Annotated in this window: 23 protein-coding genes; 10 read left to right on the top strand and 13 right to left on the bottom strand. The window is 57.1% G+C overall.

Translation table 11 applies throughout. The features are described from left to right. Positions 1-27 precede the first annotated feature (27 nt). The gene (locus tag OQ273_RS02805; RefSeq protein ID WP_267988954.1) at positions 28-1,041 is read left to right on the top strand and encodes a LacI family DNA-binding transcriptional regulator; all 1,014 of its coding nucleotides are present in this window, start codon (positions 28-30) and stop codon (positions 1,039-1,041) included. Beyond that, entirely contained in the window at positions 1,038-2,159 is a 1,122-nt protein-coding gene (locus tag OQ273_RS02800) for an NAD/NADP octopine/nopaline dehydrogenase family protein (protein WP_267988953.1), read from the top strand. The genes OQ273_RS02805 and OQ273_RS02800 overlap by 4 nt, the downstream gene beginning before the upstream one ends. On the opposite strand, the gene OQ273_RS02795 is transcribed toward OQ273_RS02800, so the two are convergent. After that, positions 2,156-4,120, bottom strand: a complete 1,965-nt coding sequence (locus OQ273_RS02795) for a TRAP transporter permease (RefSeq protein ID WP_267988952.1) — start codon at positions 4,118-4,120, stop codon at positions 2,156-2,158. The genes OQ273_RS02800 and OQ273_RS02795 overlap by 4 nt on opposite strands. A 69-nt stretch (positions 4,121-4,189) precedes the next feature. Next, the gene (locus OQ273_RS02790) at positions 4,190-5,368 is read right to left on the bottom strand and encodes a TAXI family TRAP transporter solute-binding subunit (RefSeq protein ID WP_267988951.1); all 1,179 of its coding nucleotides are present in this window, start codon (positions 5,366-5,368) and stop codon (positions 4,190-4,192) included. 91 nt (positions 5,369-5,459) lie between these two features. On the opposite strand from OQ273_RS02790, the gene OQ273_RS02785 reads away from it, so the two are divergent. Further along, the gene (locus OQ273_RS02785) at positions 5,460-5,870 is read left to right on the top strand and encodes a RidA family protein (protein WP_267988950.1); all 411 of its coding nucleotides are present in this window, start codon (positions 5,460-5,462) and stop codon (positions 5,868-5,870) included. Positions 5,871-5,945: 75 nt separating this feature from the next. On the opposite strand, the gene OQ273_RS02780 is transcribed toward OQ273_RS02785, so the two are convergent. The 9 genes from OQ273_RS02780 to OQ273_RS02740 form a co-directional block, all read right to left on the bottom strand. Next, positions 5,946-6,701, bottom strand: a complete 756-nt coding sequence (locus tag OQ273_RS02780; RefSeq protein ID WP_267988949.1) for an HpcH/HpaI aldolase family protein — start codon at positions 6,699-6,701, stop codon at positions 5,946-5,948. Positions 6,702-7,023: 322 nt separating this feature from the next. After that, positions 7,024-7,428 (bottom strand): hypothetical protein, encoded by a 405-nt coding sequence (locus OQ273_RS02775; protein WP_267988948.1) that lies wholly within the window; start codon positions 7,426-7,428, stop codon positions 7,024-7,026. Continuing rightward, positions 7,425-7,760: a heme-degrading protein HmuQ gene (hmuQ, locus tag OQ273_RS02770; RefSeq protein WP_267988947.1), complete on the bottom strand. Its 336-nt coding sequence runs from the start codon at positions 7,758-7,760 to the stop codon at positions 7,425-7,427. The genes OQ273_RS02775 and hmuQ overlap by 4 nt, the downstream gene beginning before the upstream one ends. A 13-nt stretch (positions 7,761-7,773) precedes the next feature. Next, a complete protein-coding gene (locus tag OQ273_RS02765) occupies positions 7,774-8,688 on the bottom strand; it encodes an energy transducer TonB family protein (protein ID WP_267988946.1) in 915 nt (304 codons plus the stop codon). Positions 8,689-8,921: 233 nt separating this feature from the next. Further along, on the bottom strand, positions 8,922-9,365 hold the full coding sequence (locus OQ273_RS02760; protein ID WP_267988945.1) for an ExbD/TolR family protein: 444 nt from the start codon (positions 9,363-9,365) through the stop codon (positions 8,922-8,924). A gap of 7 nt (positions 9,366-9,372) precedes the next feature. Further along, positions 9,373-9,762 (bottom strand): biopolymer transporter ExbD, encoded by a 390-nt coding sequence (locus OQ273_RS02755; protein WP_267988944.1) that lies wholly within the window; start codon positions 9,760-9,762, stop codon positions 9,373-9,375. Beyond that, the gene (locus OQ273_RS02750; RefSeq protein WP_267988943.1) at positions 9,752-10,456 is read right to left on the bottom strand and encodes a MotA/TolQ/ExbB proton channel family protein; all 705 of its coding nucleotides are present in this window, start codon (positions 10,454-10,456) and stop codon (positions 9,752-9,754) included. The genes OQ273_RS02755 and OQ273_RS02750 overlap by 11 nt, the downstream gene beginning before the upstream one ends. A gap of 11 nt (positions 10,457-10,467) precedes the next feature. Continuing rightward, positions 10,468-10,890: a hypothetical protein gene (locus OQ273_RS02745; protein ID WP_267988942.1), complete on the bottom strand. Its 423-nt coding sequence runs from the start codon at positions 10,888-10,890 to the stop codon at positions 10,468-10,470. 185 nt (positions 10,891-11,075) lie between these two features. Further along, the gene (locus OQ273_RS02740) at positions 11,076-13,172 is read right to left on the bottom strand and encodes a TonB-dependent receptor domain-containing protein (RefSeq protein WP_267988941.1); all 2,097 of its coding nucleotides are present in this window, start codon (positions 13,170-13,172) and stop codon (positions 11,076-11,078) included. Between the two features lie 211 nt (positions 13,173-13,383). Between OQ273_RS02740 and hemP the strand changes: the two genes are divergently transcribed. The 5 genes from hemP to OQ273_RS02715 are packed head-to-tail and all read left to right on the top strand — an operon-like array spanning position 13,384 to position 17,538. Continuing rightward, positions 13,384-13,569 (top strand): hemin uptake protein HemP, encoded by a 186-nt coding sequence (gene hemP / locus OQ273_RS02735; protein WP_267988940.1) that lies wholly within the window; start codon positions 13,384-13,386, stop codon positions 13,567-13,569. A 32-nt stretch (positions 13,570-13,601) separates the two neighbouring features. Further along, complete coding sequence (locus tag OQ273_RS02730) at positions 13,602-14,687, top strand: hemin-degrading factor (protein WP_267988939.1); 1,086 nt, start codon at positions 13,602-13,604, stop codon at positions 14,685-14,687. Between the two features lie 31 nt (positions 14,688-14,718). Continuing rightward, entirely contained in the window at positions 14,719-15,585 is an 867-nt protein-coding gene (locus tag OQ273_RS02725; RefSeq protein WP_267988938.1) for a heme/hemin ABC transporter substrate-binding protein, read from the top strand. A gap of 2 nt (positions 15,586-15,587) precedes the next feature. After that, entirely contained in the window at positions 15,588-16,694 is a 1,107-nt protein-coding gene (locus OQ273_RS02720) for a FecCD family ABC transporter permease (RefSeq protein ID WP_267988937.1), read from the top strand. Positions 16,695-16,710: 16 nt separating this feature from the next. Beyond that, positions 16,711-17,538, top strand: a complete 828-nt coding sequence (locus OQ273_RS02715; protein WP_267988936.1) for a heme ABC transporter ATP-binding protein — start codon at positions 16,711-16,713, stop codon at positions 17,536-17,538. A 27-nt stretch (positions 17,539-17,565) separates the two neighbouring features. On the opposite strand, the gene bfr is transcribed toward OQ273_RS02715, so the two are convergent. Beyond that, positions 17,566-18,051, bottom strand: a complete 486-nt coding sequence (gene bfr, locus OQ273_RS02710) for a bacterioferritin (RefSeq protein WP_267988935.1) — start codon at positions 18,049-18,051, stop codon at positions 17,566-17,568. A 453-nt stretch (positions 18,052-18,504) separates the two neighbouring features. On the opposite strand from bfr, the gene OQ273_RS02705 reads away from it, so the two are divergent. Further along, positions 18,505-21,219, top strand: a complete 2,715-nt coding sequence (locus tag OQ273_RS02705; RefSeq protein WP_267988934.1) for a cation-translocating P-type ATPase — start codon at positions 18,505-18,507, stop codon at positions 21,217-21,219. A 100-nt stretch (positions 21,220-21,319) separates the two neighbouring features. Here the strand turns inward: OQ273_RS02705 and OQ273_RS02700 are convergent, their stop codons facing one another. Beyond that, positions 21,320-21,820, bottom strand: a complete 501-nt coding sequence (locus tag OQ273_RS02700) for a flavodoxin family protein (RefSeq protein ID WP_267988933.1) — start codon at positions 21,818-21,820, stop codon at positions 21,320-21,322. 431 nt (positions 21,821-22,251) lie between these two features. Here OQ273_RS02700 and ftsH point away from each other — a divergent pair, with 431 nt between their 5' ends. Next, on the top strand, positions 22,252-24,093 hold the full coding sequence (gene ftsH, locus OQ273_RS02695; RefSeq protein ID WP_267988932.1) for an ATP-dependent zinc metalloprotease FtsH: 1,842 nt from the start codon (positions 22,252-22,254) through the stop codon (positions 24,091-24,093). The last annotated feature ends 5 nt before the right edge of the window (positions 24,094-24,098 follow it).

The following is a 24,098-nucleotide window of genomic DNA, read 5'->3' as shown; positions in this document are numbered from 1 at the left end:
AAGGCGTGATGAGGAGGTGGGCGTAACGTGAAAAAGCAGAAAGCCACATCAAATGACGTCGCACGCCTTGCCGGGGTGTCGCGCTCCACGGTTTCCCGCGCCTATACACCCGATTCAAATGTTTCGGAGAAAACCCGGCAGAAAATATACAAATGCGCCGACGAGATAGGATATCGGCCGAACGCCTTGGCACGTTCACTGATTTCGCAGCGGAGCAACATCATTGCAGTGGTAATCGGTGATCTGATCAATCCGTTTCACGCTCTTGCAACACAACAGATTGTTGAACGATTACGCGATATGAAACTGGTTCCGATTGTCTTTCAGATCGGCCAGGATGCAGCAACGAAAGAGTACTGGCAGGCGATAGAGGAATATCAGGTCGCCGCAATCCTGATAACGGCGTTGAACGTAACCGAGGACGTCCAGAGTGCGATCCGCGGCCTGGACACGCCCTGCATTTTATTTAACCGTTCCCTTGCAGAGGTGGACCTGCCGAGTGTCGCGCCTGACCTGCGGCAGGGAGGGCACCTCGCCGCAACACATCTTGTGAAATCCGGCTGCCGCCGGATTGCAATCGTTGGTGGCCTTGCCGGTACGGCAACGGCCGAGCAGCGCATGAACGGTTTTCTGAGTGGCCTGGAACAGGCCGGTCTTGAACCTTTCAAGATCGTCTCCGGAAATTACAGATATGAGGGAGGCGCAAAGGCCGCGGACGAGATATTCAGCGCCGACACATGGCCTGATGGAATCCTGTGCGCCAACGACCTGCTTGCATTCGGACTAATTGACCAGGCCCGCAAAGCCTACCATGCACGCATTCCCGAGGATGTTCTGATTGTCGGCTTTGATGGAACGCCAAACAGCGCCTGGGGTGCGTATGACCTGACGACGATCGAGCTCCCTCTTGATTCAATGCTGACCTCGGTTGCTCGCATGGTGGACAATATCGTCAACGACAAGCCGACCGGCGAGACCGAAGAAGCCTTTGCCTGCCGTCTCATTCCAAGATCCTCGTCCCGGCGGAGCACGAACCGGTGAGAATAGCAGTTATCGGCAACACGCCGCTTTCCATAGGCCTGACACTGTCTGCCGACCTTGCCTGCCTTGGCCACGACGTCACGCTCGCGGGAGCCAGCAAAGATGAGCAAAACACGATTGAGCATCACCTCAATCTAGGTCTTTCCATTCGCCATGAGACCGCGCACCTTTTATCAGAGACAACCGGCCCTGTTCACGGCATTCGGCTGGCACAAATGCCCATCGACGCCGTATCCGACGCCGAGATCATATTTGTCGACACGCCTCCGACGGACATCGAGCGCAGAATTGCAACCTTTGCACCGGCACTTTCGAAAGGACAGCATATCCATGTTCAGACACATGGATACTGGGCCGCATTTCGCACGGCACGCATATTGCGTGAACACGGCATTTCCGACGTGACATTGAGCGAATGCACCTCACCCACCCATGCCGGCGGGATAATGGATGGTGTAATCACACCGCATGTTGTCCGCAAATCATTGGCGCTTGGCGTCTTTCCGTCAGAAAATACCGCGCATTGTGCCGCACTTCTGGGATCGATTCTGCCGATATTCGACGTCAAACAGGATGTCCTGGAAACAAATCTCGAAAGCATGAATTTTCTTGTCCATCCGGCGATCGCCCTGACGGGCATCGGATTGTTTGATGTTGCAAAAAAAGAGCAGCGGAAGATCAGGTTCTACCAGGAGGGCAATTCGGCTGCCGCCGGGCAGTTGGCAGAGGCTCTAGACCAGGAGCGCCGGCCGGTTTTGGACCGGTTCGGATATCCGTTCAGGTCTCTGGCCGACCAGATCAACGTGCTCTACGGCGGTCACGGCTCATCGGTACAGGAAGCGATACACAACGCGCCCTTCTACCATGCCCTGCCGGATCTCGATCCGGACATATGGCGTCATTGGCTAAGCTGGGATTTGCCCTTTGCCCATATCCCCTTTGTCCGCCTTTCGGAGATGTTGGGTGCGCCCGCCCCGCTTCACCGTGGACTGGTTGATATTCTCAACGCCATTCTCGGCGAAGACTACTGGGCAAAAGGGCTGACCCTGGAAGCCTTGGGTCTGGCCGGACTAAGCGTTGAGGACATCAAGACCTATCTCCGATCCGGTAATCGCTAGATTGCAGCAGCGCGCTGGGTCAGGCGAACCACCGCAAGTGATACAATCCCGAGAGCGATTGCAGCAACGGTCAACTGGGTCGCCGTAACACCCAGCAGGTCGCCTCCTGGCGCCAGCAAAATCAAGCCGGTGAGGAAAAGGCCCGCACGCGCCGGCAGCGCAAATACTGACCCGACCAGAGACCCAAATCCGATGAGGTAGCCCTGCAGTGCCGCTGCGATCAGCACCACGCCTGCCGTCGCAGTCAGCACGGTAACGGCAATGCTGGTGATATCTCCCTGCCCGATCAGCGCCGGGTTCAGAACGAAGAAGAACGGAATGAAGTAAATAACCGAAGCAAACTTCATCGACTCAAATCCCGTTCGCATGGCACTTGATCCGGCGATCGGCGCAGCAGCAAATGCAGCAAAAGCGACAGGAGGGGTAATGTATGAAATCATTGCCCAATACAGCATGAACAAGTGAACCGCCAAAACGTTGAGACCGCTGTCCGCCAGAGCAGGCGCAAGGGCAATCGCCAGGAACAAATAGGCGGCGGTGATGGTCATGCCCATCCCCAGGATCATGCTCGTCAGCGCCCCCATCAGCAATAGGAGGAGCATATTACCCCCGGCAAACCCGACCAGATCATACGCCAGCGAGCCGATTTTCCCCGTCAGGATCAGCGATCCCATCAGCAGCCCTACCCCGGCAAGAATGGTTCCGATCTCAACGATCAGTCTGGAAGCGCTGAACAGGAACTCTCCGAAGTCCTTCAGGCTCCAACGCTGCTTCGGGAGGATCTGATTGATGGTGATCAGAACCGCGGTTGCATAAAACGGAGCAAGAGATTCCCGCTTGAGGAAGAACAAAAGCCAAATCATCAGCACGATGACGAGAAGGTAATACCAACCCTCACGCATCACATTGCGCAGTTTCGGCAGGTCCTCGCGGGGCATCCCGACGATACCGTGGCGTGCCGCGAACCCGTCCATCTGAACAAACAGGCCGAAGAAATAGAGAAACGACGGAATGGCGGCGGCCAGCGCGATGGTTTGGTATGGAGTTTCCAGATAGGTGGCCATCACGAAAGCCGTGGCCCCCATGACCGGTGGCATCAAAACCCCGCCGGTTGATGCACAGGCCTCAATCGCTCCCGCCTTCGAAGCCGGGATGCCTATCCGTCGCATCGCCGGAATGGTCAGCACGCCGGTTGTGACAACATTGGTCACGACACTGCCGCTGATCGAGCCCATGAAGCCGCTGGCGATGATGGATACCTTTGCCGGCCCTCCCCGTGTCGACCCGAGAAGCGCAAACGACAGATCGAGAAAGAACTTACCGGCCCCGGTATGCTGAAGCGCAGCGCCAAAAACCAGAAAGCCGAGCACAATATTGACGAGTGCCCGCAACGGTACGCCGACAACACTCTCGCCACCAAAGATATGGAATGCGGCCGTATCGAGCAGGCTGACACTGCGAACCTGCAATGGCCCTAGCCACTCTGCTCCGCCGAAAACCGGGTAAAATGAACCGATTGCGATGACAACGGCAACGGCTGTGCCTGCCGCTCGCCGGGAGGCCTCTATGGTCAGAAGCCACATTCCCAGGGCAATCCACAATGCCCAGGTCGGTGCAGCAAATTCCCAGCCATAGTCGATTATCCTGGCGGCCTTGAACGCAAAGATTGAGCCAAACACGAGCATCGCCAAAAAGAAAACGATATCCAGCAGCCTGAAAACAAGTGGACTTCCGGCGCCCCCAAGGGGGAAAAGCAGGAAGACAAGCGGCACCACGATGCCGAACATTGCGTAAAAATAAAAAGCCTCAGTCGGGATTACCCCGACAATGATGCCGATTCCGAACACCTTGTAGGTGACAAGGCCGGTTGCAACCAACCCGGCAAGAATGGTCAGATAGCGAACAACTGGATTGTATTGGAGCGGTTTGGATTGCTCCACAGTTTGTTCGGCCCTGGTCATGATTTCAAAGCGCTCCGATTTCGGCGGCGACCGGCCCGCAATGGGCCGGTCAGTCGACATTCGATCTATTTAGCCACCGGAAATCTCATAGTAGATGACAGGCAAGCCGGCTTCGGTCAGTGCCGCGGCCCGGGCTTTGCCCCAGCCTTCCGTAAACTCGGCTTCGTCCGAAGGCGGGCTGTTGTCCATAAATGCCTTCCAGGCATCGGCCAATACCATCTGACGCTTGAGCATCATTTGATTATGGGCCTCATCGGCATCGGACCAGATGCCCTTTTCCTTGAAGTAGCGAACGGCCCCCTCGTGCCAGGGCCAGGACTGCTGCATGTTCTGACGCGACAGCTCGTAACCGTCCGAGCGGGGTGCGGAACCGGCGATTTCGTCATAGTGCATGTCCATGGCCTTGACGAGGTTATAGGTCGTATCGGCATCTATATCCTCCATGACCAGCCATTCGGGAAATCCATAGCCGTTGAACTCGACCGATCCGCCCTCGGGAATACCGATTCCCTTGGTCATGACAGCCTTTTGAATATAGGGAGCCACAGCCTTCATCCGCGTCCAGCCTTCCTCGTCGGAATGGGGTGTGGGCGCCCATTGAATACCGCGGGGTGAGTTTGCAATGCGCTCGATCGAACCGGAGATCATATTGCCGGGCGCGGCATCCGCCTGACCGTTGATAATGGCGTCATGCGCATCCGAGAACGAGGAGACCGGGATCCTGATGACGTCATCCCAGGTCAATTCGGCAAAGGCCAGTGTTGCCTCGACAACCTTGTTTGAAGATGGCGAACCCTGAAGATAGGCTACACGCTTGCCCTTGAGGTCGGCCGGCGTGTTGATCCCGGCATCACCTGCCCCGACAACGCCGTTGCCAGGCTGAATTTCATTGTAAAGCACGAGTTGAAGCGGCATGGGGCCCGCCTCTTTCTTTGCAAAGGCGAAGACACCTTCCTGTGCAAAGAAACCATCTGTTCCCGTGAGCATCATGTCCGCCCGTCCGTTCAACAGCGGAAGGACACGCGCATAGCCGGATTTTACCGGCGTCACATTCAGCTTCATGCCATGATGTTTTTCGAGAATTTCGCCAATAGCCACAGCCTGGGCAAAGATGATCGAGTTTGAGTTGTAGTTCGTCCAGGTCATCTGCTTGGGCAAAGAAACCTCTTCTGCCAGAGCCGTTCCTGCCAAAACGCATGAAGCCAATACCACGGCAGCCATTCGCGTGGCGCGATTGTAGATCGACATTTCTTGAATCCTCCTCATGACATCTCTTGTGAGCACCACATTAACCGAGTATGCACACGAGTGCAACAATCACTTGAGAGGCTCGATCACCATGAGTGACCCAATCGTCAGAAGCGGTAGAAATCCGGGATCCAGGAGCAACGACCTTGATCGCTCCAGCGAAATCATAAGCCATAATGGGGTCGCATACTTCGTCGCTACGCCGGAAAAGCCCTACGATCCCAATCTGGACGCAGCGCAAATGATGCGTCAAGCTCTTGAAAAGGTTGAATTTCGTCTTGCAAAACTGGGCTCGGATAAGTCGGACCTTCTTCTGGTGCAGATATGGCTGCGCGACATGCGTTTTTTTGCCGAGATCAACGAAGTCTGGGATTCATGGGTCGATCAGAACAACCTGCCCGTTCGATGCTGCTGCGCGTGCGATATGGGTAATCCGGACCTGAAAGTTGAACTCGTGGTCACAGCACGCGCACGAAATGCAAACGCACTGGAACAGGCCTGACCGGCCTTATCCGGTCAAGCCTCAAATTTTTGAAGCCGGGTTTTCTTCAAAGATCAGCCCGTCACGCGCGCGGGCTCAGTCCAGATCATGAAACGCGTCGGCCTCTGCATTCGCACCATGCAGAATGAACGCGTGTTCTGACGCCACGAAGAACATCGTGACACCCAGCTCGCGCAAACCCGGACCGGCCGCCGAGGAGCCTGCGAAGGTCATCAGGGCTTTACCATGGGCTTTTGCCGCCTCCCCGGTTCTGCGCATGGCGTCAACAACCTCAGGACCGGACAAATCGGTCGTGCCAAAGCAGACCGCCAGATCAGCAGGACCGACGAAGAGACCGTCAATACCCGGAACCGCAGCGATCTCATTTGCGGCGTCAACACCCTCCGGCTCTTCGATCTGGGCGATGACAATGGTCTCTTCCTCGGACTGCTTGAGCACATCAGCCATGGGCCGCGTCGCAAAACCGGCCCAGCGGGTCGAGCCGGCATATCCACGCCCACCGTGACCGAACCGGCCTGCGCGCGCGATGCGCCTGGCCTTCTCAACGCTGTCGACATGGGGAACGACGACACCGGTGGCACCGCTGTCGAGGGCCTTGAGGAGTTCCACCGATTCTCCAACCGGCACGCGCACCAAAGTGGGAATATCGAGTGCCCGGGCCATAGCAAGGCACATATCCATGCGCCCACGGTCAAAGGGCGCATGCTCCGCATCAAGACACAGAAAATCCAGCCTGGATTTGGCCAGCACCTCAATTATTTCATGGGCCGGGGTTTTCAGGAAAGTCCCGACCAGAATCTGACCGGAAAGCATGCGTTCCTTGAAGGTCATGAAAAGATATCCCTTTGCGTGTCAATCCGACACCCGATAAAGGACAAAGCCGAATGGCCATGCGCTTGTTTCGCCGTCGATATCGGGCCGGTGTCCTCTCCAGATATCATGAACGGAACGTCAGCAACATGAGTTCAAAAAACTGCAACAGATTGCAGGGACTGACAATCCGCCGATCTGACCTTTGGCAACTTCGAAGTTCTTGGTTAAATCCCGCCGTGTGGATTGGAGGAGCTCGGCGGCCAGGCAAGGGCTGGAGCGAGCCATTTCCCTTTCTCAGCCACGAGGCTCAAAACAGGATCAGGCACTCATTTGCTGATGCTTAGCTTTTTGCACCTGAAGCCTCGGTTCTGACGAGCGACAAAAGTGCATGTCTGAAACAGGTACGGCTGGTTCCGTTCAGGCAAACAAGCGGGATACCAGCCTTGCTGCAGCGGCGTCGCAGATCAGCACGATCGCGCGCACTCAGGGCCCGTTTGGGGCAGAGTACACAGTCGACCGACTCGACATCCGGCCGCCAGTCCGGACCGGCTTCGGTGAACTGGGCGCCGAACCAGTCGGCAACATCGCGCGCATGGTCCGGCAGGCCGTCAGCGCTGATGTAAAGCAACCTGCTTTCGGACAGTTGCCAGGATCGGGCCTGCCGGTTGACATGCATGGACCGGTGGTCGAACCGTGACGGCCTGCGCCCGCCGCGCCTTACGCCCGAGCCCATGCCGGCTTTCATGCCGCATCAGCCGACAAGAAAGTGCCATCCACCGTCTCGAAGGTCTCAAGCTGAGGGTGCCCGAGATACTGGATATCGCTTTTGCCGGCATTTTCATGAGCCTTGCGGAAGCTGACAGATTTAGTCCAGGCTTCGAAAGCCGCCCGGCTGCTCCAGGTGGTGTGGGAGGCATAAAGCGTGTAGCCGCCTTCCTCATCGACTGGTCCACGCAAAAGTTTGAATTCCTCAAACTCGGCCGTATCCTTCAGGTGGGATTCCCTCTCCTTCCAGAGGGTCTCAAATGCTCCTTCCGAGCCAGTTTCTATTTTGAACCGGTTCATGGCGATGAACATGGATGCATTCTCCTTATCTTCGTGGTTTGAATTCCAGCGGGACCGTGAAGCTCCAGCTTCTTCTATTTGATGCCGGCGGGATTTTTGGAAAGGGTGCAGCACGCCGCACCGTCGCAAGCGCCGCGGCATCGAGGAGCTTTGACCCGGAACTGCGTGCAACACCGGAAGCAGTCACCTGTCCGCCAGGGCCAACCACGAAACGCACCAGTGCTGTTCCTCGCAGTTTTTTGGAACGTGCCTTGCTCGGGTAACGAAGCGAGCGGCGCAGTTTTCGATACACTTTTCCGGGATAGTTGGAGACAGCTGCATTGCCCGCAGAACCCTTGCGGCTTCCTGCTTTTGAGTTGCCTGCCGAATCCCGTCTGCCCGACTCTTTACCATCGGCCAGGCCCTGTTTCGCGTTCTTCTTGTTTTGACCCTTATTGCCCTTTTTGACCGTTTTTTTCTTGCTCGGTTTTTTGACTTCTTTCCTGGCCGGCTTCTTCTTGGGCGTCGCAACCGGCTCAATCGGCCTGATCAAAGCCGCAGTCTCCACCGGTTTGACTTCCTGAACCTTGATGTCAGGTGCCGGTTTCACCGGCTGAGCCGGGGCAGGAGCGAGGCTTGTGGCCGCTTCAACCGGCTGTGTGGTTGGCTCTTGCAGATCGGCAGGCTCGACAGGGTTCCGTTCGGTCTCGGCAACGGGCTTCGTTTGTACCGCGTCGACAGACGCTTGTTTCACCGCAGATTTTGAAGCTTCAACAGCATTCTGCTCCAACTCAGATTGAGCATTGGTGCTCGATAGACGTTCCGCCTGAGTGACATCCACCGGCGCTGACGCAATGATCGGCGCGGTGCTGTGGGAAGCCGGCAAAGCCACTGTCATTGATGCGGGGGACCTTAGCGGTGAATGTGCAAGCGGCGCGACGGCCTCCTCGGGCTTGATCATGGTCTGTTGAACCGGATTCGCATAAGCGGCAGCAAGCGGTGCAGCCTCCGCCGCTTCCATCTCACCGCCTTCGACCAGCATGTCTGCCGTCGCGTTGCCGATGATGGCGATCTGCGCGTTGGCCGATCCGGCAGCCTTCACCGAATCTTCGCCGTCGTGCAGCCAGATATCGACAGCGCCGTGAATGACCAGCGACGCAACAAGGGCCAGACCGAAATGCCACCAGCGCAAACTCACCGTGATTTCCTTTCGGTGATCACCGCGATCTTGCCGGCGCCTGCGGTCTTCAACCGGTCAATAATCTCAACAAGCTTTGTTGCCGGCAACTTACCATCAGCGGCAATCTTGATCACCGGGCCTTTAAGCCCCCGTCCCGATTCAGAACTTTCGGATATGAGTTGATCGCCCTGAAAAGACTCCGCTTTCTTCCTTTCAACGAAACCCTCCGGCGTCACGACGTTCCCTTCATATTTGAGGACGCCAGCTTCGGTAACAAAGAGTGCACGCGGCGGCTCGACCGCGCGCGCGTCCGCCGCTCTGATCAACTCGACATCCCCATCCATCGGCGGCGCGAGCGTGCCAGCGATCAGGAAGAAGATCAGCATCAGGAAAACGATATTGATCAACGCGATCGTGTTTTCCCTTTGGGGCTTCGGCCTGGGGGCTGGCAACTGCATCGTCAGATCACCCCGCAACCGCGACTTTGAGATTTGCGGACTTCGAGATGCGCTCCAACGCGTCGACCAGTTCCTGCGAAGAGACCTGCGGGCGCACCACGACGACCGCAGTCGATGCGCCAAGGTCCTCAAGCCGCTGCAACTCAATCATCGCCGCATCAATGTCGAGTGCCGCCCCGTTGATTTTCCAGTCATCGCCGGCCTCGAGGCGGATGAAGATATCAGGGGCTTTCGTGGTCGCCACCGGCGTTCCGGCGCGACCGGCAACAATGTCGACCTCGGCAAAGCGTGTGAACGTCGAAGACAGCATGAAGAACAGCAAAAGCAGGAAAATCACGTCGATCAGAGACGTTAGCGACAGCTTCTTTCGTCGCTTTATGGCACGGTCAATGCGCATGGCCCACACGCTCCGCCAGGTTGACGATACGCTGTGCCTGCTCGCCTCCAAGAGACATGATCTGTTGCTGTGAAAGCAGCTTCGTCGCCATGGTTTCGATAGCGACCCGTTCATTTTCCACCCGGCTTTCGAACCAGGTCAGGACCAGCGAGACCGGCATGGCGACGGCAAGGCCGACCGCGGTGGTCAGCAACGCAACCCAGATGCCGCCGGCAAGGATCGAAGGGTCGACGGCATTGCCGGCGCCCTGCAGTGTCTGGAAAGCTTCAATCATACCAAGAACGGTGCCAAACAGGCCCAAGAGAGGGGCAACCTGAACAATCGCGTCGAGAGCGCGAAAGCCCCTTTGCAGCCCGTAAAGGCGCCCCAGAGCAACACGCCCGGCCTCTTCTTCCACCACATCCTTGGGGATCGAACTGTCCGACCCAAGACGAATTGCAACACTCATGACGTCGGCGAGCGCCGACCGATCGCCTTCAAGCAAGGAGAGCGCTTCGGCCGGACTGCCGTGCGCCCAGAGGAAATAGGCTTTGTCCTGCCGCTTACGGCGTCCCACACGCTGCCAGGCGAACTGCGCAGATTTCAAAAGGATCAGAGCCAGCGCCACGACAGAGATGCAAAGCAATATTGCAACGACAGGTCCGCCGAGATCGATAAGGGAAGCACCGTTTTTGAACATGTCGGAAAAAATCATTGTCCCACCCGTTAGCTGCCGAACTCAACATCGGGGCGCGCATTCGTCTCAAGGCTTTCCAGACACGCTGTTGCCGCGACGGACGCCCCCTTGCAAGCTGCCGCGTCGTTGATGAGAACGCGCGAGATGCTATTGCAGTCAGCACCGGCAAGGTCGAACTGCCGCACCCTTGTCTTGCCCGTTGAAAGCGGGCTGAAATCCAGAACCATCATCCGGTCGACCAGCCCATCGCCGTTAAAAAGGACGATCTCGAACGCAACCTTCTCCAAGGGTGCTTCAAAACCGTTCTTGACCATGAAGGTCGCCAGACACCCGCTCTCGCTTTTGGCAAGTTTGTTCAACTCAAGTGAAAGAACCGGTGCCTTGTCATCCGCAGAAGCGACCTGTGAAAGAATGGAAAAAACCGCGATCGTAGTGGCAAAGAGCGTCTTCATGACCGTTCGTCCATCTGCTGCAACAGGCATCTTACGAGGTTGATTTAAAGTTGACTTTTATACTCAATTTATCAGCACAAATGCGTGGCGCGGTCAAGAGCCATACGCCCTTGCTGCATATGGCCGCACCGGAAAACGGCGAACCGAAGCCCGCCGCTTTGCTCGGCATGCTGGAGATGCGCCGATCACGACCAGCCAAGTTCCTTGACCAGCGTGAACTTGAAGGTCCGGCCCTCCGCGGCAAACCCCTCAAGAAACTCCTGATATTGCTCGTTAAAGACATTGTCGACGCGGAAGCGACCTTCCCAACCCACGAGAGGACCTTCCACAGGAACCCAGTTGACATAGAAATCGTGGACGTCAAACGCCGGTGTACTCGACCGCGACACCGTTTCATTCTGGGCGGCTACAAAACGGCTCGTCCAGCCGAAATCCAGTCCGTAATCCGGCATTGTCTTGCCAACGGTGATGAAGAATTCATGGGGCGCGACGGTGTTGAGATAACCACCGGTCGACTTGTTGAACCCCCGTACATAGGAGTAGCCGGCATTGGAATAGAAGTAGTCCGACACATAGGCTGCTTCCACCTCCGCGCCGTATATCTCCACATTGCCACTGTTGACAAAGCGTGGCACCGCGAAGCGGCCAAAGTCCTCAATGTAGTTGGTAATGTCGTTGTAGAAGCCGGTGGTCTTGAACTGTAGCGAATCTCCTTCGCTGAGAAGGTCATAGCCGGAATAGGCAAGGCCAGCCTCGAAATTGTTGGACTTTTCAGGCTCCAGATCGAGCTGAAATGTTCCGCCGCTGAGCTGGTATACCTCGTCTAGCGTCGGCAGCCTTTCAGTATGCGCAATAGATCCGAACATCGAAAACGCATCGGTAATTTTGTAGAGCACGGCGATCTTCGGCGAGAAACCAAAATTGTCCTTGTCCGGCGTGCCGGCAGGAATGACCGTGTTGGTCTGCGGCGACAAATTTTGATAGTCGAAGCGCGACCCGGCGATAACGGTCAACCGGTCATTCCAGATCAACTCGTTCTGCAGGAAGAAACCGGTTTGGAAGTCTGTTCCTTCGGCATGGGAGGCAGAATCCGAACCGTCACGAGTCCGCTTCTGATGGGCCGTCTGATTTCCGATTGTCAGATAGTTCTCAAAACTTCCGCCGATATGCTCGAACGTGTTGTCGATGTTGAATTGATAGGTCTCATAACCATAATCTGAATCTGCAAACGAAGCGCAGGCTGGATCGGTGGTGCAAACCTGTTCGTTGAACGTGTCCGAATAGGACACCTGCATGTTCAGATCGAGCCACGGATTGTCGGAAGCGTCATTGCTGTAGGCAATGATTGCGGTCTTGTCGGAGACCGTTCTTTGGTCCAGGATCGGGAAAAAGGTGGCGCCACCATTGAGCTGGTCATACCGGACATTCTTCGCGTTGGCTTCATATTGCTGATAGGAAATGCGAAGTTCCTGTTCCATGTTTTCGCCGAAGGTGAATGTCCCCTTGGCAAGACCGTTTGGCTGATTGGTTCCGGTTCCGGTGATTTCCGTCCCGTCACCACTTGTGTAGTTGCTGCTGGTTCGATAATCGCCCACAAAGAGCACTTCGGCATGATCGTTGAAGCGATGTGCAAAGACGGCCGAACCTAGATAGGCCTCCGCATTGGTTTCATAAGCGTTTTTCAGCCTGACGACAGTGTTGTATTCATCGCCAAGAAAGTCAGACGCATCTTTGGTGGTGAAATTGATAACGCCCCCCAGCGCGCCGGAGCCGTATAGTGTGGATGATGCCGGACCGCGGAGAATCTCAACCTGTTTGTAGAGTTCCGGGTCGGTGAAGAAGCCGCCCATACGGTATTGCTCGAAGAACTTGTTGACACCATCAACGTTAAAGATAATGCGGCCCTCTTCCCCGCCGGATTCCGACGCGCCAACACCCCTTATGTTGAAATTCTGGCCAAAGGCACCGCTTCCACCCGTCGCATTCACACCCGGCACATTCTCAACAACATCCGTAATCACCGTTGCCTGGAGACTGTCGATATCGGCCTGATCGACAACCGTGACAGCCTGAGGCGTGTCGATAGCGACCTTCTCTACGCCCGCGCCGACAACAAGCCTGTCGAGCCGCGTGACGCGGCCCTTTTTTTCGTCACTGTTGACTGTTGTTTCTGCGGCCTGCCCATCTTCGGCATCCTGTGCCGAAGCAGAATAACCACTCGCTGACAGAACAATTGCTACACCGCCAAGCAGAACCGTAGCCCTGCGCCCCATAATACCCATTTCGAACCCTCAAAGATTTCGTGAGCTCGCTGACCGACCGGCTTGCTGGCTGATTACTCTGGTTTGGTCCGGAATTATCCTTGCCAAAACTTGACAATCCCACTCCGGTATTGCACTGCCTAATTAATATGATTTTTTTTGTCAAGTTTGGTGCCGGCAATGTACTGCCTGCGTTCATAGCAACCCGAAGGACCGGGACGGAGATTTGAAAATGCAACAGCCGAGCTGGGAACCGAAGACAACGCGGCAAGGAGAGGCTGAAAACAGTCAAACCGCTGTCAGGACGCTGAAAAGCCAGGACCTTTTCCTTGGCGCCAAAGAACTCAACATTGATCACCATGGTGCGATCTACCGGTTGAAGATCACACGCCATGGAAAGCTCATCCTCAACAAATAACGCACTTCACTCATACCGGTTGGACGATAACGATGGCACAAATGACAACAGCAGACAGCGGCCCCGAAAGCATCAGGCAGGCCTGTCTGGATAATCCCAAAATGCGTGAGCGGGATCTCGCATTAAAACTTGGCGTGTCTGAGGCCGACATCATTGCCTCGTGGTGCGGGCAGCGCAGCACCCGTCTTGAAATGCGCATCAACAATATTCTGAACGGACTTGAATCCCTTGGCGAAGTCATGGCGCTGACCCGAAATGAGAGCGCCGTGCACGAGAAAATCGGCGTCTATGATGGGGTGCGCACCAGCGATCGAGGTGCAATCGTATTGGGCGAGGACATCGACCTGCGCATCAAGGGTGCGGCATGGGTGCATGGATTTGCGGTCGAAAAACACGCCGCGGAAAACACCACCCGCAGCCTCCAGTTCTTCGACGCCTATGGCGATGCGGTTCACAAAATCCATCTGAGACCGAACTCCGACCTGAAGGCCTTCAACCGTCTGGTCGCGCAGCTCAAAGGTGACGATCAGAATGAGGTTCTGCGGATCAAGCCTCGTCCGCAAACAGGCAGCCGGCCAAGAGTTGTCCACGACGCCGATTTGGCAGATATGCGAAACCGTTGGGCGGCAATGAAAGACGTTCATCAATTTGCCGGCATCCTGCGCCGGCTGAACCTGACACGGCATCAGGCGGTCAGTGCAATCGACGATGAATTCGCCTGGCAACTCCACAAAAGCGCTCTGCTCGCCGCACTGAACATATGCGTGACCGAAGACATCCCGATCATGTGCTTTGTCGCCAGCCCCGGTGTTGTCCAGATCCACAGCGGTCCCATCCATCAGATCAAGCAGATGGGACCGTGGCTCAACATCCTGGATCCGGGTTTTCACCTTCATCTTCGGGCCGATCATATCGACGAGCTCTGGGCAGTTCGTAAACCCAACAAGGACGGGCACGTGACCTCCCTGGAAGCCTATAACGGCAACGGTGACCTGATCATTCAGTTCTTCGGCGTACGCCGGGAAGGCGCAGATGAGCGCAACGACTGGAGGCTGGTGATGGAGAACCTGCCCAAACGTGCTGTCGATCCGTCCGCAATTTCAAACGCAGTCGCCTAACCGGCCACTTGTGATTTTCCGAGAGGCAATCATGTTTTTGCAAAAGATAAAGTCCTTGAGCGATGTCGTCATTCTGTTCTTGCTCCTGGCGGTGTCAGCGGCCCACGCAAACAAGGATGCGGGCAGCATTGTCTCAATCGGCGGCTCAATAACCGAAATCGTCTTCGCTCTCGGCGAACAGGACAGGCTGGTCGCACGTGACACCACCAGCAACTATCCCGAGGACGCAACGAAACTGCCCGATGTCGGTTATATCCGCGCCCTCTCGCCGGAAGGGGTTCTTTCCGTTGGTCCGGACATGATCCTCGCACTCGAAGGGTCCGGGCCTCCCGAGGCACTTGAAGCGCTCAAGGGCGCAAGTGTACCGATCGTAACAATTCCCGAAAGGTTCGATCGCGATGGCATCGTCGCAAAGATCATTGCCGTCGGAAACGCCCTCGGCGTCGCGAACAAGGCCGAGGCCCTGGCCAAACAGGTGGAGGCCGATGTCAGCCGGGCCCAGCGACAGGCGGCACAGGTCTCGCAACAGCGGCGGGTGCTGTTTGTTCTCAGCCTCCAGGGCGGCCGGGTTCTGGCGGCAGGTGCCAATACCAGCGCCGCCGCGATCATCGAAATGGCCGGCGGCGAAAACGCGCTTTCCGACTTCAGCGGCTACAAGCAGGTCAATGATGAAGCCATCATCACTGCTGCGCCCGACATCATTCTCGTCATGAGCCGGACCGGCAATCACCAGATGAACCGCGAATCCGTACTTGGACACCCGGCGCTGAATGCGACGCCGGCAGGAAAAAACGCGGCTATCGTGGAAATGGGCGGCCAGTACCTTCTGGGTTTTGGCCCGCGCACCGCTGAGGCTGTTCGCGAGCTCTCGGCCTCGCTCAATGGCAACGACAATTAACAATGTTGCAACGAGCGCCGGCTTCCGGCCGATCACGACCTACAAGGCAAATTGCAGAAGGAGACCGCTCGCAGCGCGCCCGTGCGTCGATCGTGGTGCTGCTAGGCCTGCTCTGCGCAACCTTTTTGTTCAGCCTCGCCACCGGTGCTTCAGACGCGTCCGCGCTTGCAGTGGTAAAATCCTGGATCGCTCCATTTCTCGGCATCGAACCGGAACTGAGCCAGCGCGATCACATCATCATCAACGATATCCGCCTGCCCCGCGCAGCCATGGGCATTCTGGTCGGTGCGGGCCTGGCTGTGTGCGGCGCAGTCATGCAGGGCCTGTTCCGCAACCCGCTTGCCGACCCCGGCATTGTTGGCGTCTCCTCAGGAGCAGCCCTGGGTGCGGTGTCGATGATCGTCCTCGGACCGACAATCCTCGCGCCGCTTGCAACTCTCGCCGGCATATATGCGCTGCCGCTTGCGGCTTTTGTCGGTGGTTTGCTGACGACGCTCTTGCTCTATCGGGTGTCGACACGGCATGGCATGACCTCGGTGGCAACGATGCTGCTTGCCGGAATTGCCCTGGCGGCGCTGGCCGGTGCGGCGACCGGAATTTTGATTTTCCTTGCCGATGATCAGCAATTGCGCGACCTGACCTTCTGGAGCCTTGGCTCGCTCGCCGGAGCAAACTGGACGAAAGTGTTCGCAGCCGGTCCAATCATCCTGGTGATTTTGGTTGTCAGCCCGCTTCTGGCAAGCGGCCTCAATGCCATGACCCTTGGCGAGGCGGCGGCGCGGCATATGGGATTGTCGGTCCAGAGATTCAAAGTGATGGCAATCATCTTTGTTGCCGCGGCAACCGGGGCAGCTGTCGCCGTCAGCGGAATTATCGGTTTTGTCGGCATTGTCGTTCCCCATCTGCTTCGTCTGCTGATCGGACCCGACCATCGGTTCCTTTTGCCGGCTTCGGCGCTCCTTGGAGCAAGCATGCTCCTGGCAGCAGACGCCGCAGCCCGGACAATCGTTGCACCGGCCGAACTTCCGATCGGCATCATAACCGCCCTGGTCGGCTCGCCGTTTTTCCTCTGGATACTGCTGAACCGACGCGGCGTTCTGGATCTGTGAGCTTTCGAGATTAACGATGATCGAAGTCAACAAAACAACAGTTCATATCGGCCGCAAGCCAATCGTCGAAAACGCGAGTTTCCGGGCATCGGCAGGTGAGATCACGACGATCATCGGGCCGAACGGAAGCGGCAAGACAACGCTTTTGCGCGCCGTATCGGGTGATCTCGCCTATTCTGGCTCCGTTCGGTTTTATGGACGCGAGATTGCGAAGCATCAACCTTGGGAAATGGCTCTGTGGCGGGCGGTTCTGCCACAGATTTCGCACCTGTCCTTTCCGTTTACGGTTCGCGAGGTCGTACGGTTCGGCCTGACGACCGGTCGTTCAGGCGTCCCCGTTCAAGTCGCGGAACGTCTGGTTGAACAGGCACTGGAGCGCGTCGACCTTGAAGGCTTCGTCGGGCGTTTCTACCAGGAACTCTCGGGCGGAGAACAACAAAGAGTGCAACTGGCCCGCGTGTTGTGCCAGGTCTGGGAACCGGTTTTCGACAACAGGTCGCGGTTTCTCTTTCTCGATGAGCCTATTTCAAGCCTCGACATCCGCCATCAGCTCATCATCATGGATATCGCACGGGACTATGTCCGCAAAGGCGGAGGGGTTCTTGCGGTCCTGCATGACCTGAACCTGACATCTATGTATTCCGACAAGGTTTTGGCCATGAAAGGGGGCCGATGCGTCGAATTCGGAGCGCCGAGCAAGGTCATCAAGACAGATCTGCTCCGGTCCGTCTTCGACTGCGACCTGCAGGTCGATCAGGCACCTCGGGACACAACATTTGTCCTGCCGCAATCAGCCATGGCCAACGGCGTGGCCTCTGCTGGTCAAAGTGCCGCGCGGTCATAACCGCGCGGCCTCGTCCGGTGTTGAGCGTTACTCGGCCTTGTCTGCGGAATCCGCATTAAGCAGGCAGTATTGCTGCTCGCCAAGCGTCTTGTAGAGATCGATCTGTGTTTCAAGAAAGTCGATATGTCCTTCCTCGTCGGACATCAGTTTCTCAAAAAGCGCCATTGATACGTAGTCGCCCTCTTCCCGGCACACATCGCGCGCCTCCTTGTAAAGCGCCCGCGCCTCATATTCGGCGACAAGATCCGCATCAAGAATATCCTTGACGTTCTCGCCGATCCTCAAAGGGTTGAGGGTCTGCAAATTCGGATGGCCTTCGAGGAAGATGATCCGCACGATCAGATCGTCCGCGTGCTGCATTTCCTCGATCGATTCCTCACGCCATTTGGCGGCAAGCTTGCCGAAACCCCAATCGTCCATGAGGCGGTAATGCAGCCAGAACTGGCTTGACGCCGTCAGCTCATGTTTGAGTGCATCGTTGAGATAGTCGATAACCTTTTTGCTGCCCTTCATTTTGGTCTCCCTTTTACGTGATCCTGCGATTTCTCTCGCACCGTGGTTTCGTAATTTGGGTAGTCCTGCCTTCGCGGATGGGCCGCTATCCGGGCAAGACATTTGCAGTCTTGTTCCCCATAACGAGCGAAGACAGGCTTGCCTGGAAATGCGAGCACCCCGACCTTCTACTTTACAACAATTCTAAAATCTAGCTCTTGCGCCCATAACCGCAAATGGTTGGTCACAAAAAGAGGAAAACACGCATCACACGGCACACGAATGATTTCGAAAAAGCCGCAACGGACACAGTCTGCGCTGAAACGCCTGTTCTCTTCATGCATTCGCCGGTCTATAGTCCTGTCGCACGCCATTCATGGCCCGTAATCCATCAATACGTTTGGAAGAGCCGCAGCATTCTTCCGAGACTCGAACTGTCATAACCTCGCAAGCAGCTTTGAAAGAGGGCATGTGATGTCGGCCAGTGCGCACCGCCCATTCGACGACCAGCTTTGGTACACCCTTCCCGTGGAAAGCGCATTTGGGCAGCTTGAAACGGGACCTGAGGGGTTGAGCGACGAGGAAGCTGCGGCGCGGCGTGCCCGATTCGGGGCAAACGTACTTCCGGATGTCCCCCGCCCAGGTGCGCTGCAACGTCTGTTTCGACAATTCAACAATCTGCTCATATGGGTTTTGATCGGCTCTGCCGGCGCAACGGCAATTCTCGGTCACTGGACCGATACGATCGTTATCCTTGCCGTGGTTATCGTCAACGCCGCCATCGGATACTGGCAGGAAGGCAAGGCGGAAGAAGCGCTTGAAGCCGTACGCGCCATGTTGCCGCTGCAGGCGTTGGCTCTGCGCGACGGCAAGGCCCAAGGTCGCCCGGCCGGCGAACTCGTTCCTGGCGACATCGTATTGTTGGCGGCAGGCGACCGTGTGCCGGCCGATCTGCGACTGATTGAAGCAAGGGGTCTTCGGGTTGAGGAAGCGGCGCTGACTGGAGAATCCGTTCCGGCCACCAAGCAGACGGATCCTGTTGATCGTGACACGCCCCTCGGCGATCGCACGTCGATGGCGTATTCGGGAACATTGATTGCCGCCGGGCGGTGCACCGGTGTTGTCGTCGCCACCGGAAAGCAGGCGCAGGTCGGCCGCATCGGCACGGCCCTTGCAAGCATCGAAAAGACGCAGACACCGCTGCTTCGTCAAATCAATCGCTTCGCCCAGATTCTAACCGTCATCATACTGTCCTTTTGCTCCGTGTTCTTCGCTTTCGCGGTGCTTATGCGCGACTACGCGCCGGAATATGCCCTTCTTGCAATGGTGGGCATGGCAGTCTCTGCAATTCCGGAAGGCCTGCCTGCCGTTATCACCATAACGCTCGCCACCGGGGTGCGTCGCATGGCGGCGCGGAACGCGGTCATACGCCGGTTGCCGGCGGTTGAGACGCTCGGCGCCGTATCCGTGATCTGCACCGACAAGACCGGAACCCTGACCCAAAACGAGATGGTTGTGCGCAATCTCGTTGCCGGTCCCGATCTGGAAACACTGGATGTCACCGGTGAAGGTTACGGCCCCGTCGGCGACATCAGCGTTGCAAACGCCGCTATCAGCCTCAAGCCCGACCACCCCGCATTCGAAATGATCCGTGCCGGGCTGCTTTGCAACGATGCCGAGCTGAACTGCTCGGCCGAACAAACCTGGAGTGTTGCAGGAGATCCGATGGAAGGCGCGCTCCTTGCGCTCGCGGCAAAAGCTGGCTTTGACACGGCGCTTGAACGTCAACACCATCGGCGAATTGATGAGATGCCTTTCGAGGCTGAAAACCGCTTCATGGCGACACTCAACCAGTCCGATGACGTTGCGTTTATCTACCTGAAAGGCGCTCCGCATGTTGTGCTTGCCATGTGTAGCCATCAGGCGGGACAGGAGGGTCGGCACCCCCTGGACATCTCGGCATGGAATGCGGCATTCGATGCAATGGCGCAAAGGGGTCGCAGGGTCCTCGCTTTCGCCCGCAAGGAATGGAGCGGAGACACTTTGCCGGATTCTCCCGATATGGGAGCGGGTTTCAATCTGCTCGGCGCTGCGGGCTTCATTGATCCGCCGCGCCCCGAGGCCGTCAGCGCAATGCGCCAGTGCCGGCGTGCCGGGATCACCGTCAAGATGATCACCGGCGATCATGCGCTGACGGCAAAGGCAATTGCGGATCAGCTCGGCATGGCTTCAGACGGCAAGGTTCTCAGCGGCTCGGACATTGACGGTTTTGACGACAACGAACTGCGCGCAGCCGTCAAGAGTTCCAGCGTCTTTGCCCGCACCGCACCCATTCACAAGCTACGCCTCGTGCAGGCACTTCAGGCGGATGGCGAAACGGTCGCCATGACCGGCGACGGTGTCAATGACGCCCCTGCTCTCAAACGTGCGGATGTCGGGATAGCAATGGGAATCAAGGGTACGCAGGCCGCCAAGGAGGCCGCGGAGGTCGTGCTGGCCGACGACAATTTTGCAACCATTGCGTCCGCGGTACGCGAGGGTCGTACGGTCTATGACAACATTCGCAAGGTGATCGCCTGGAACCTGCCGACCAATGGCGGTGAGGCGCTCATCATCATGTCGGCAATACTCCTCGGTTTGTCACTGCCGATAACACCGGTGCAGATCCTCTGGATCAACCTGGTGACGGCGGTAGCGCTCGGATTGACACTGGCGTTCGAGCCGCCCGAGCCGACCGTCATGGACAGACCGCCTCGCGGCCGCCGGGCCTCCCTTCTCGACACTGAAATGGTGTGGCGTGTCGGCCTCGTATCAGTCTTGATGGCCGCGGTCGTGTTCTGGTTGTTCCTGTCCACCGCCGAAACCGAGGGCTTGCCCTACGCGCAGACCCTGTCGGTCAACGCCATTGTGGTCATGGAGATCTTTTATCTGTTTTCGGTGCGCTATCTGCACCTGGCATCGCTGACGCTTTCCGGTCTGGCCGGCACACCGGCGATATGGATCGGTATGGTCTTAACCGTGCTGGCGCAATTGGCCTTTACATACACACCGTTCTTGAATGCGACACTGGGCTCAGCGCCGATATCCCTGGAACACGGCGCACTGATCATCCTGTTCGGTACCGCGCTGCTGTTCATCCTTGAATGTGAAAAATGGCTGCGCCGACGGGTACTTGGATGGAAACGCTGACAGCCCGTGACACAACGGCCCCGGGCATCGCATCCTGAAGGGCAATATTTGAAGGAACCAGTTTTCCCGACTCCGGCAAGCCGGGATAGAAGCAGAAAAACTACTCGACCAGCTTCAGATTGTCTGCACTGGACACCAGCGATTGAACAAATGAATCCATCCTCGACAGATGGGCTCCCGATGCCAGTTCGCGGTCGTTTACGACCAGCGTGGCAACGGGCTTTCTGAAACACAGTTCCGACATCTGCCTGAAGACCTTTTCCGCCCCATTGCCACCCTGGCAGCACAAAAAGGCCACAGGGGGAAAATCGCTGACCGTGTCGACGAGATATGTCCGCATCGGCGCGCATATCTTGCCCGCCCATACAGGCGTTCCAATGACAACAAGGTCGTATTGTGATGGGTCGAACTCTGTCGGCCGGATGGCCGGTTTTCGCTCGCGCACGGCCTCGATTGCAGATCTGATATAGCCGAACAGACCCGATCGACGCTTCACATCCTGCAGCATCTCAATATCGGCGCCGGTCAGTTCCGCAACTGCCTCTGCAACCTGCCTGGTGTGGCCTGACAAGGAATAGTAGACGACAAGAATCTTGGTCATACCCGCAAGCAAACCAGTTTTGCCCGGGTTGTTCTTGATCTGCGTCAGTTTTGCCGGGCGAGTTGCGGCTAATCCGGCCCTTTGGCCCGACCAGACTTATCGCAACCTGGCAGACGGCATCAAATGCCGCGCTTCCAGGCCTGTGTCGACTTGCACTTTTTGCAGATGCGGTTTCCGGGTCCAAAGCTGTCGAACATCTTGCCGCACATCAGGCAGCGACGGGGTTTTTGATCCGCATTCTGTTCGCAACACGTCTCCAGATCCATGTTCACTCTGACATTCATTACAGAACATATAGGGAACTTTCATTCTATTTCAATGGTTTCAAGGATTTAACACGGTTTCATCATGTGTTTGATCCGGATCAATGGGCGTGAGCTGCTCTGCTGTAAATTCCATACCAGCGCCGCACACCACCTAAGGAACCTCGGATGAACAAACAGCAACAGCTCAATTTCGCCTACATACTGTTTGCTCTCGTTGCGATTGTTTTCGTGCAGATGTGGATCAGTGCCCAGGAAACCAGTCGCATATCCTATAGCGAATTCAAAACTCTGCTGGACAGCGATCAGATCGCCAGCGTTCTGGTTTCCGATACCCGCTTGCAGGGCGAGTTCAAGATCCCCCGAGACGGGAAGCGCTACTTCGTCACCAATCGCGTCGGCACGGACATTGCCGAGATCCTGGACCAGGCGGATGTTGAGTATTCCGGTGCAGCGGACGGCAATTGGCTGACCAATCTTCTGTCATGGATCGTCCCGATGCTGTTTTTCCTCGGGGTTTGGTTCTTCCTGTTCCGCCGCATCGCCGAGCGTCAGGGCATGGGCGGCGCAATGAATATCGGACGGTCAAAGGCGAAGGTATACGTGGAGACCGAGACCGGAGTGAGTTTCGAGGATGTGGCCGGCGTCGACCAGGCTAAGGCCGAACTCCAGGAGATCGTTTCCTTTCTGAAAGACAAGCAGAAATATGAACGCCTCGGCGCCCGCGTGCCCAAGGGGGTCTTGCTTGTCGGCCCGCCCGGTACCGGAAAGACACTTCTGGCGCGCGCGGTCGCCGGTGAGGCCGGTGTTGTTTTCTTCTCCATATCGGGATCCGAGTTTGTTGAAATGTTTGTGGGTGTCGGCGCCGCGCGTGTGCGCGATCTGTTTGAACAGGCCCGCAAGGCAGCGCCCTGCATCATCTTCATTGATGAACTCGACGCACTGGGCCGCGCGCGCTCGCCGCTTGGCAATGTCGGAGGGGGTCATGACGAAAAGGAACAGACGCTCAATCAGCTCCTTGCGGAGCTGGACGGTTTTGACCCGCGCTCCGGCATTGTCCTGCTGGCCGCAACCAACCGGCCGGAAATACTTGACCCCGCACTTCTGCGGGCCGGCCGGTTTGACAGGCAGGTCGTCGTGGACAGGCCCGACAAAATCGGCCGCGAAGCCATTTTGAGGGTCCATCTGAAACAGGTTACCTTTGCACAGGACCTCGATGTCGGTGAGGTCGCCGGGCTGACCCCCGGATTTACCGGGGCCGATCTCGCCAACCTTGTAAACGAGGCAGCCATCGTGGCGACCCGGCGCGGTGCGGACACCGTGACCATGGAGGATTTCACCAGCGCGGTCGAACGCATAGTCGCCGGGTCGGAGCGACGCTCCCGCCTTCTCAATCCGGACGAGCGCCGGCGTGTTGCCTATCACGAAATGGGGCATGCACTGGCCGCCGCATCCCTCCCCGGCAGTGATCCCGTTCACAAGGTTTCAATCATACCCAGATCCATCGGCGCACTTGGTTACACCTTGCAAAGGCCGACCGAGGATCGCTTTCTGATCACGACCGATGAACTGAAGAGCCGCATGACCGTGCTGCTGGCGGGCCGCGCGGCGGAGGATCTTGTCTTCGGCGAAATATCCACGGGCGCCGCGGACGATCTCGCCAAGGCCACGGATGTCGCGCGGCAGATCGTGACCCGGTTCGGCATGTGGGAAAAGACCGGTCAGGCGGTCTTGGAGGAGCAGCGTGCAAGCTATTTGGGAGACAATGCGCTCAGCATGCGCCCAAGGGAATACTCGGAGGCAACCGCCCGGGAGGTCGACCTCGCCGTGCGCGAACTCATTGATACGGCCTACGGCCGCGCGAGGGAAATACTGACCGCGCGGCGCGAGGATCTTGAAGAGGGTGCAAATCTGCTGCTCGAAAAGGAGACCATAACACCGGAGGATTTTGCGCCGCTTGATCTGGATGGACGAAGACACACAGAGACGGAAAGGCAGGAATCCGCCTGACGTTC

Source organism: Hoeflea prorocentri, from assembly GCF_027944115.1.
Lineage (GTDB): Bacteria > Pseudomonadota > Alphaproteobacteria > Rhizobiales > Rhizobiaceae > Hoeflea_A > Hoeflea_A prorocentri.
Note: the sequence above shows the minus strand (reverse complement) of the source record. Positions and strands in the feature narration are given on the sequence as shown.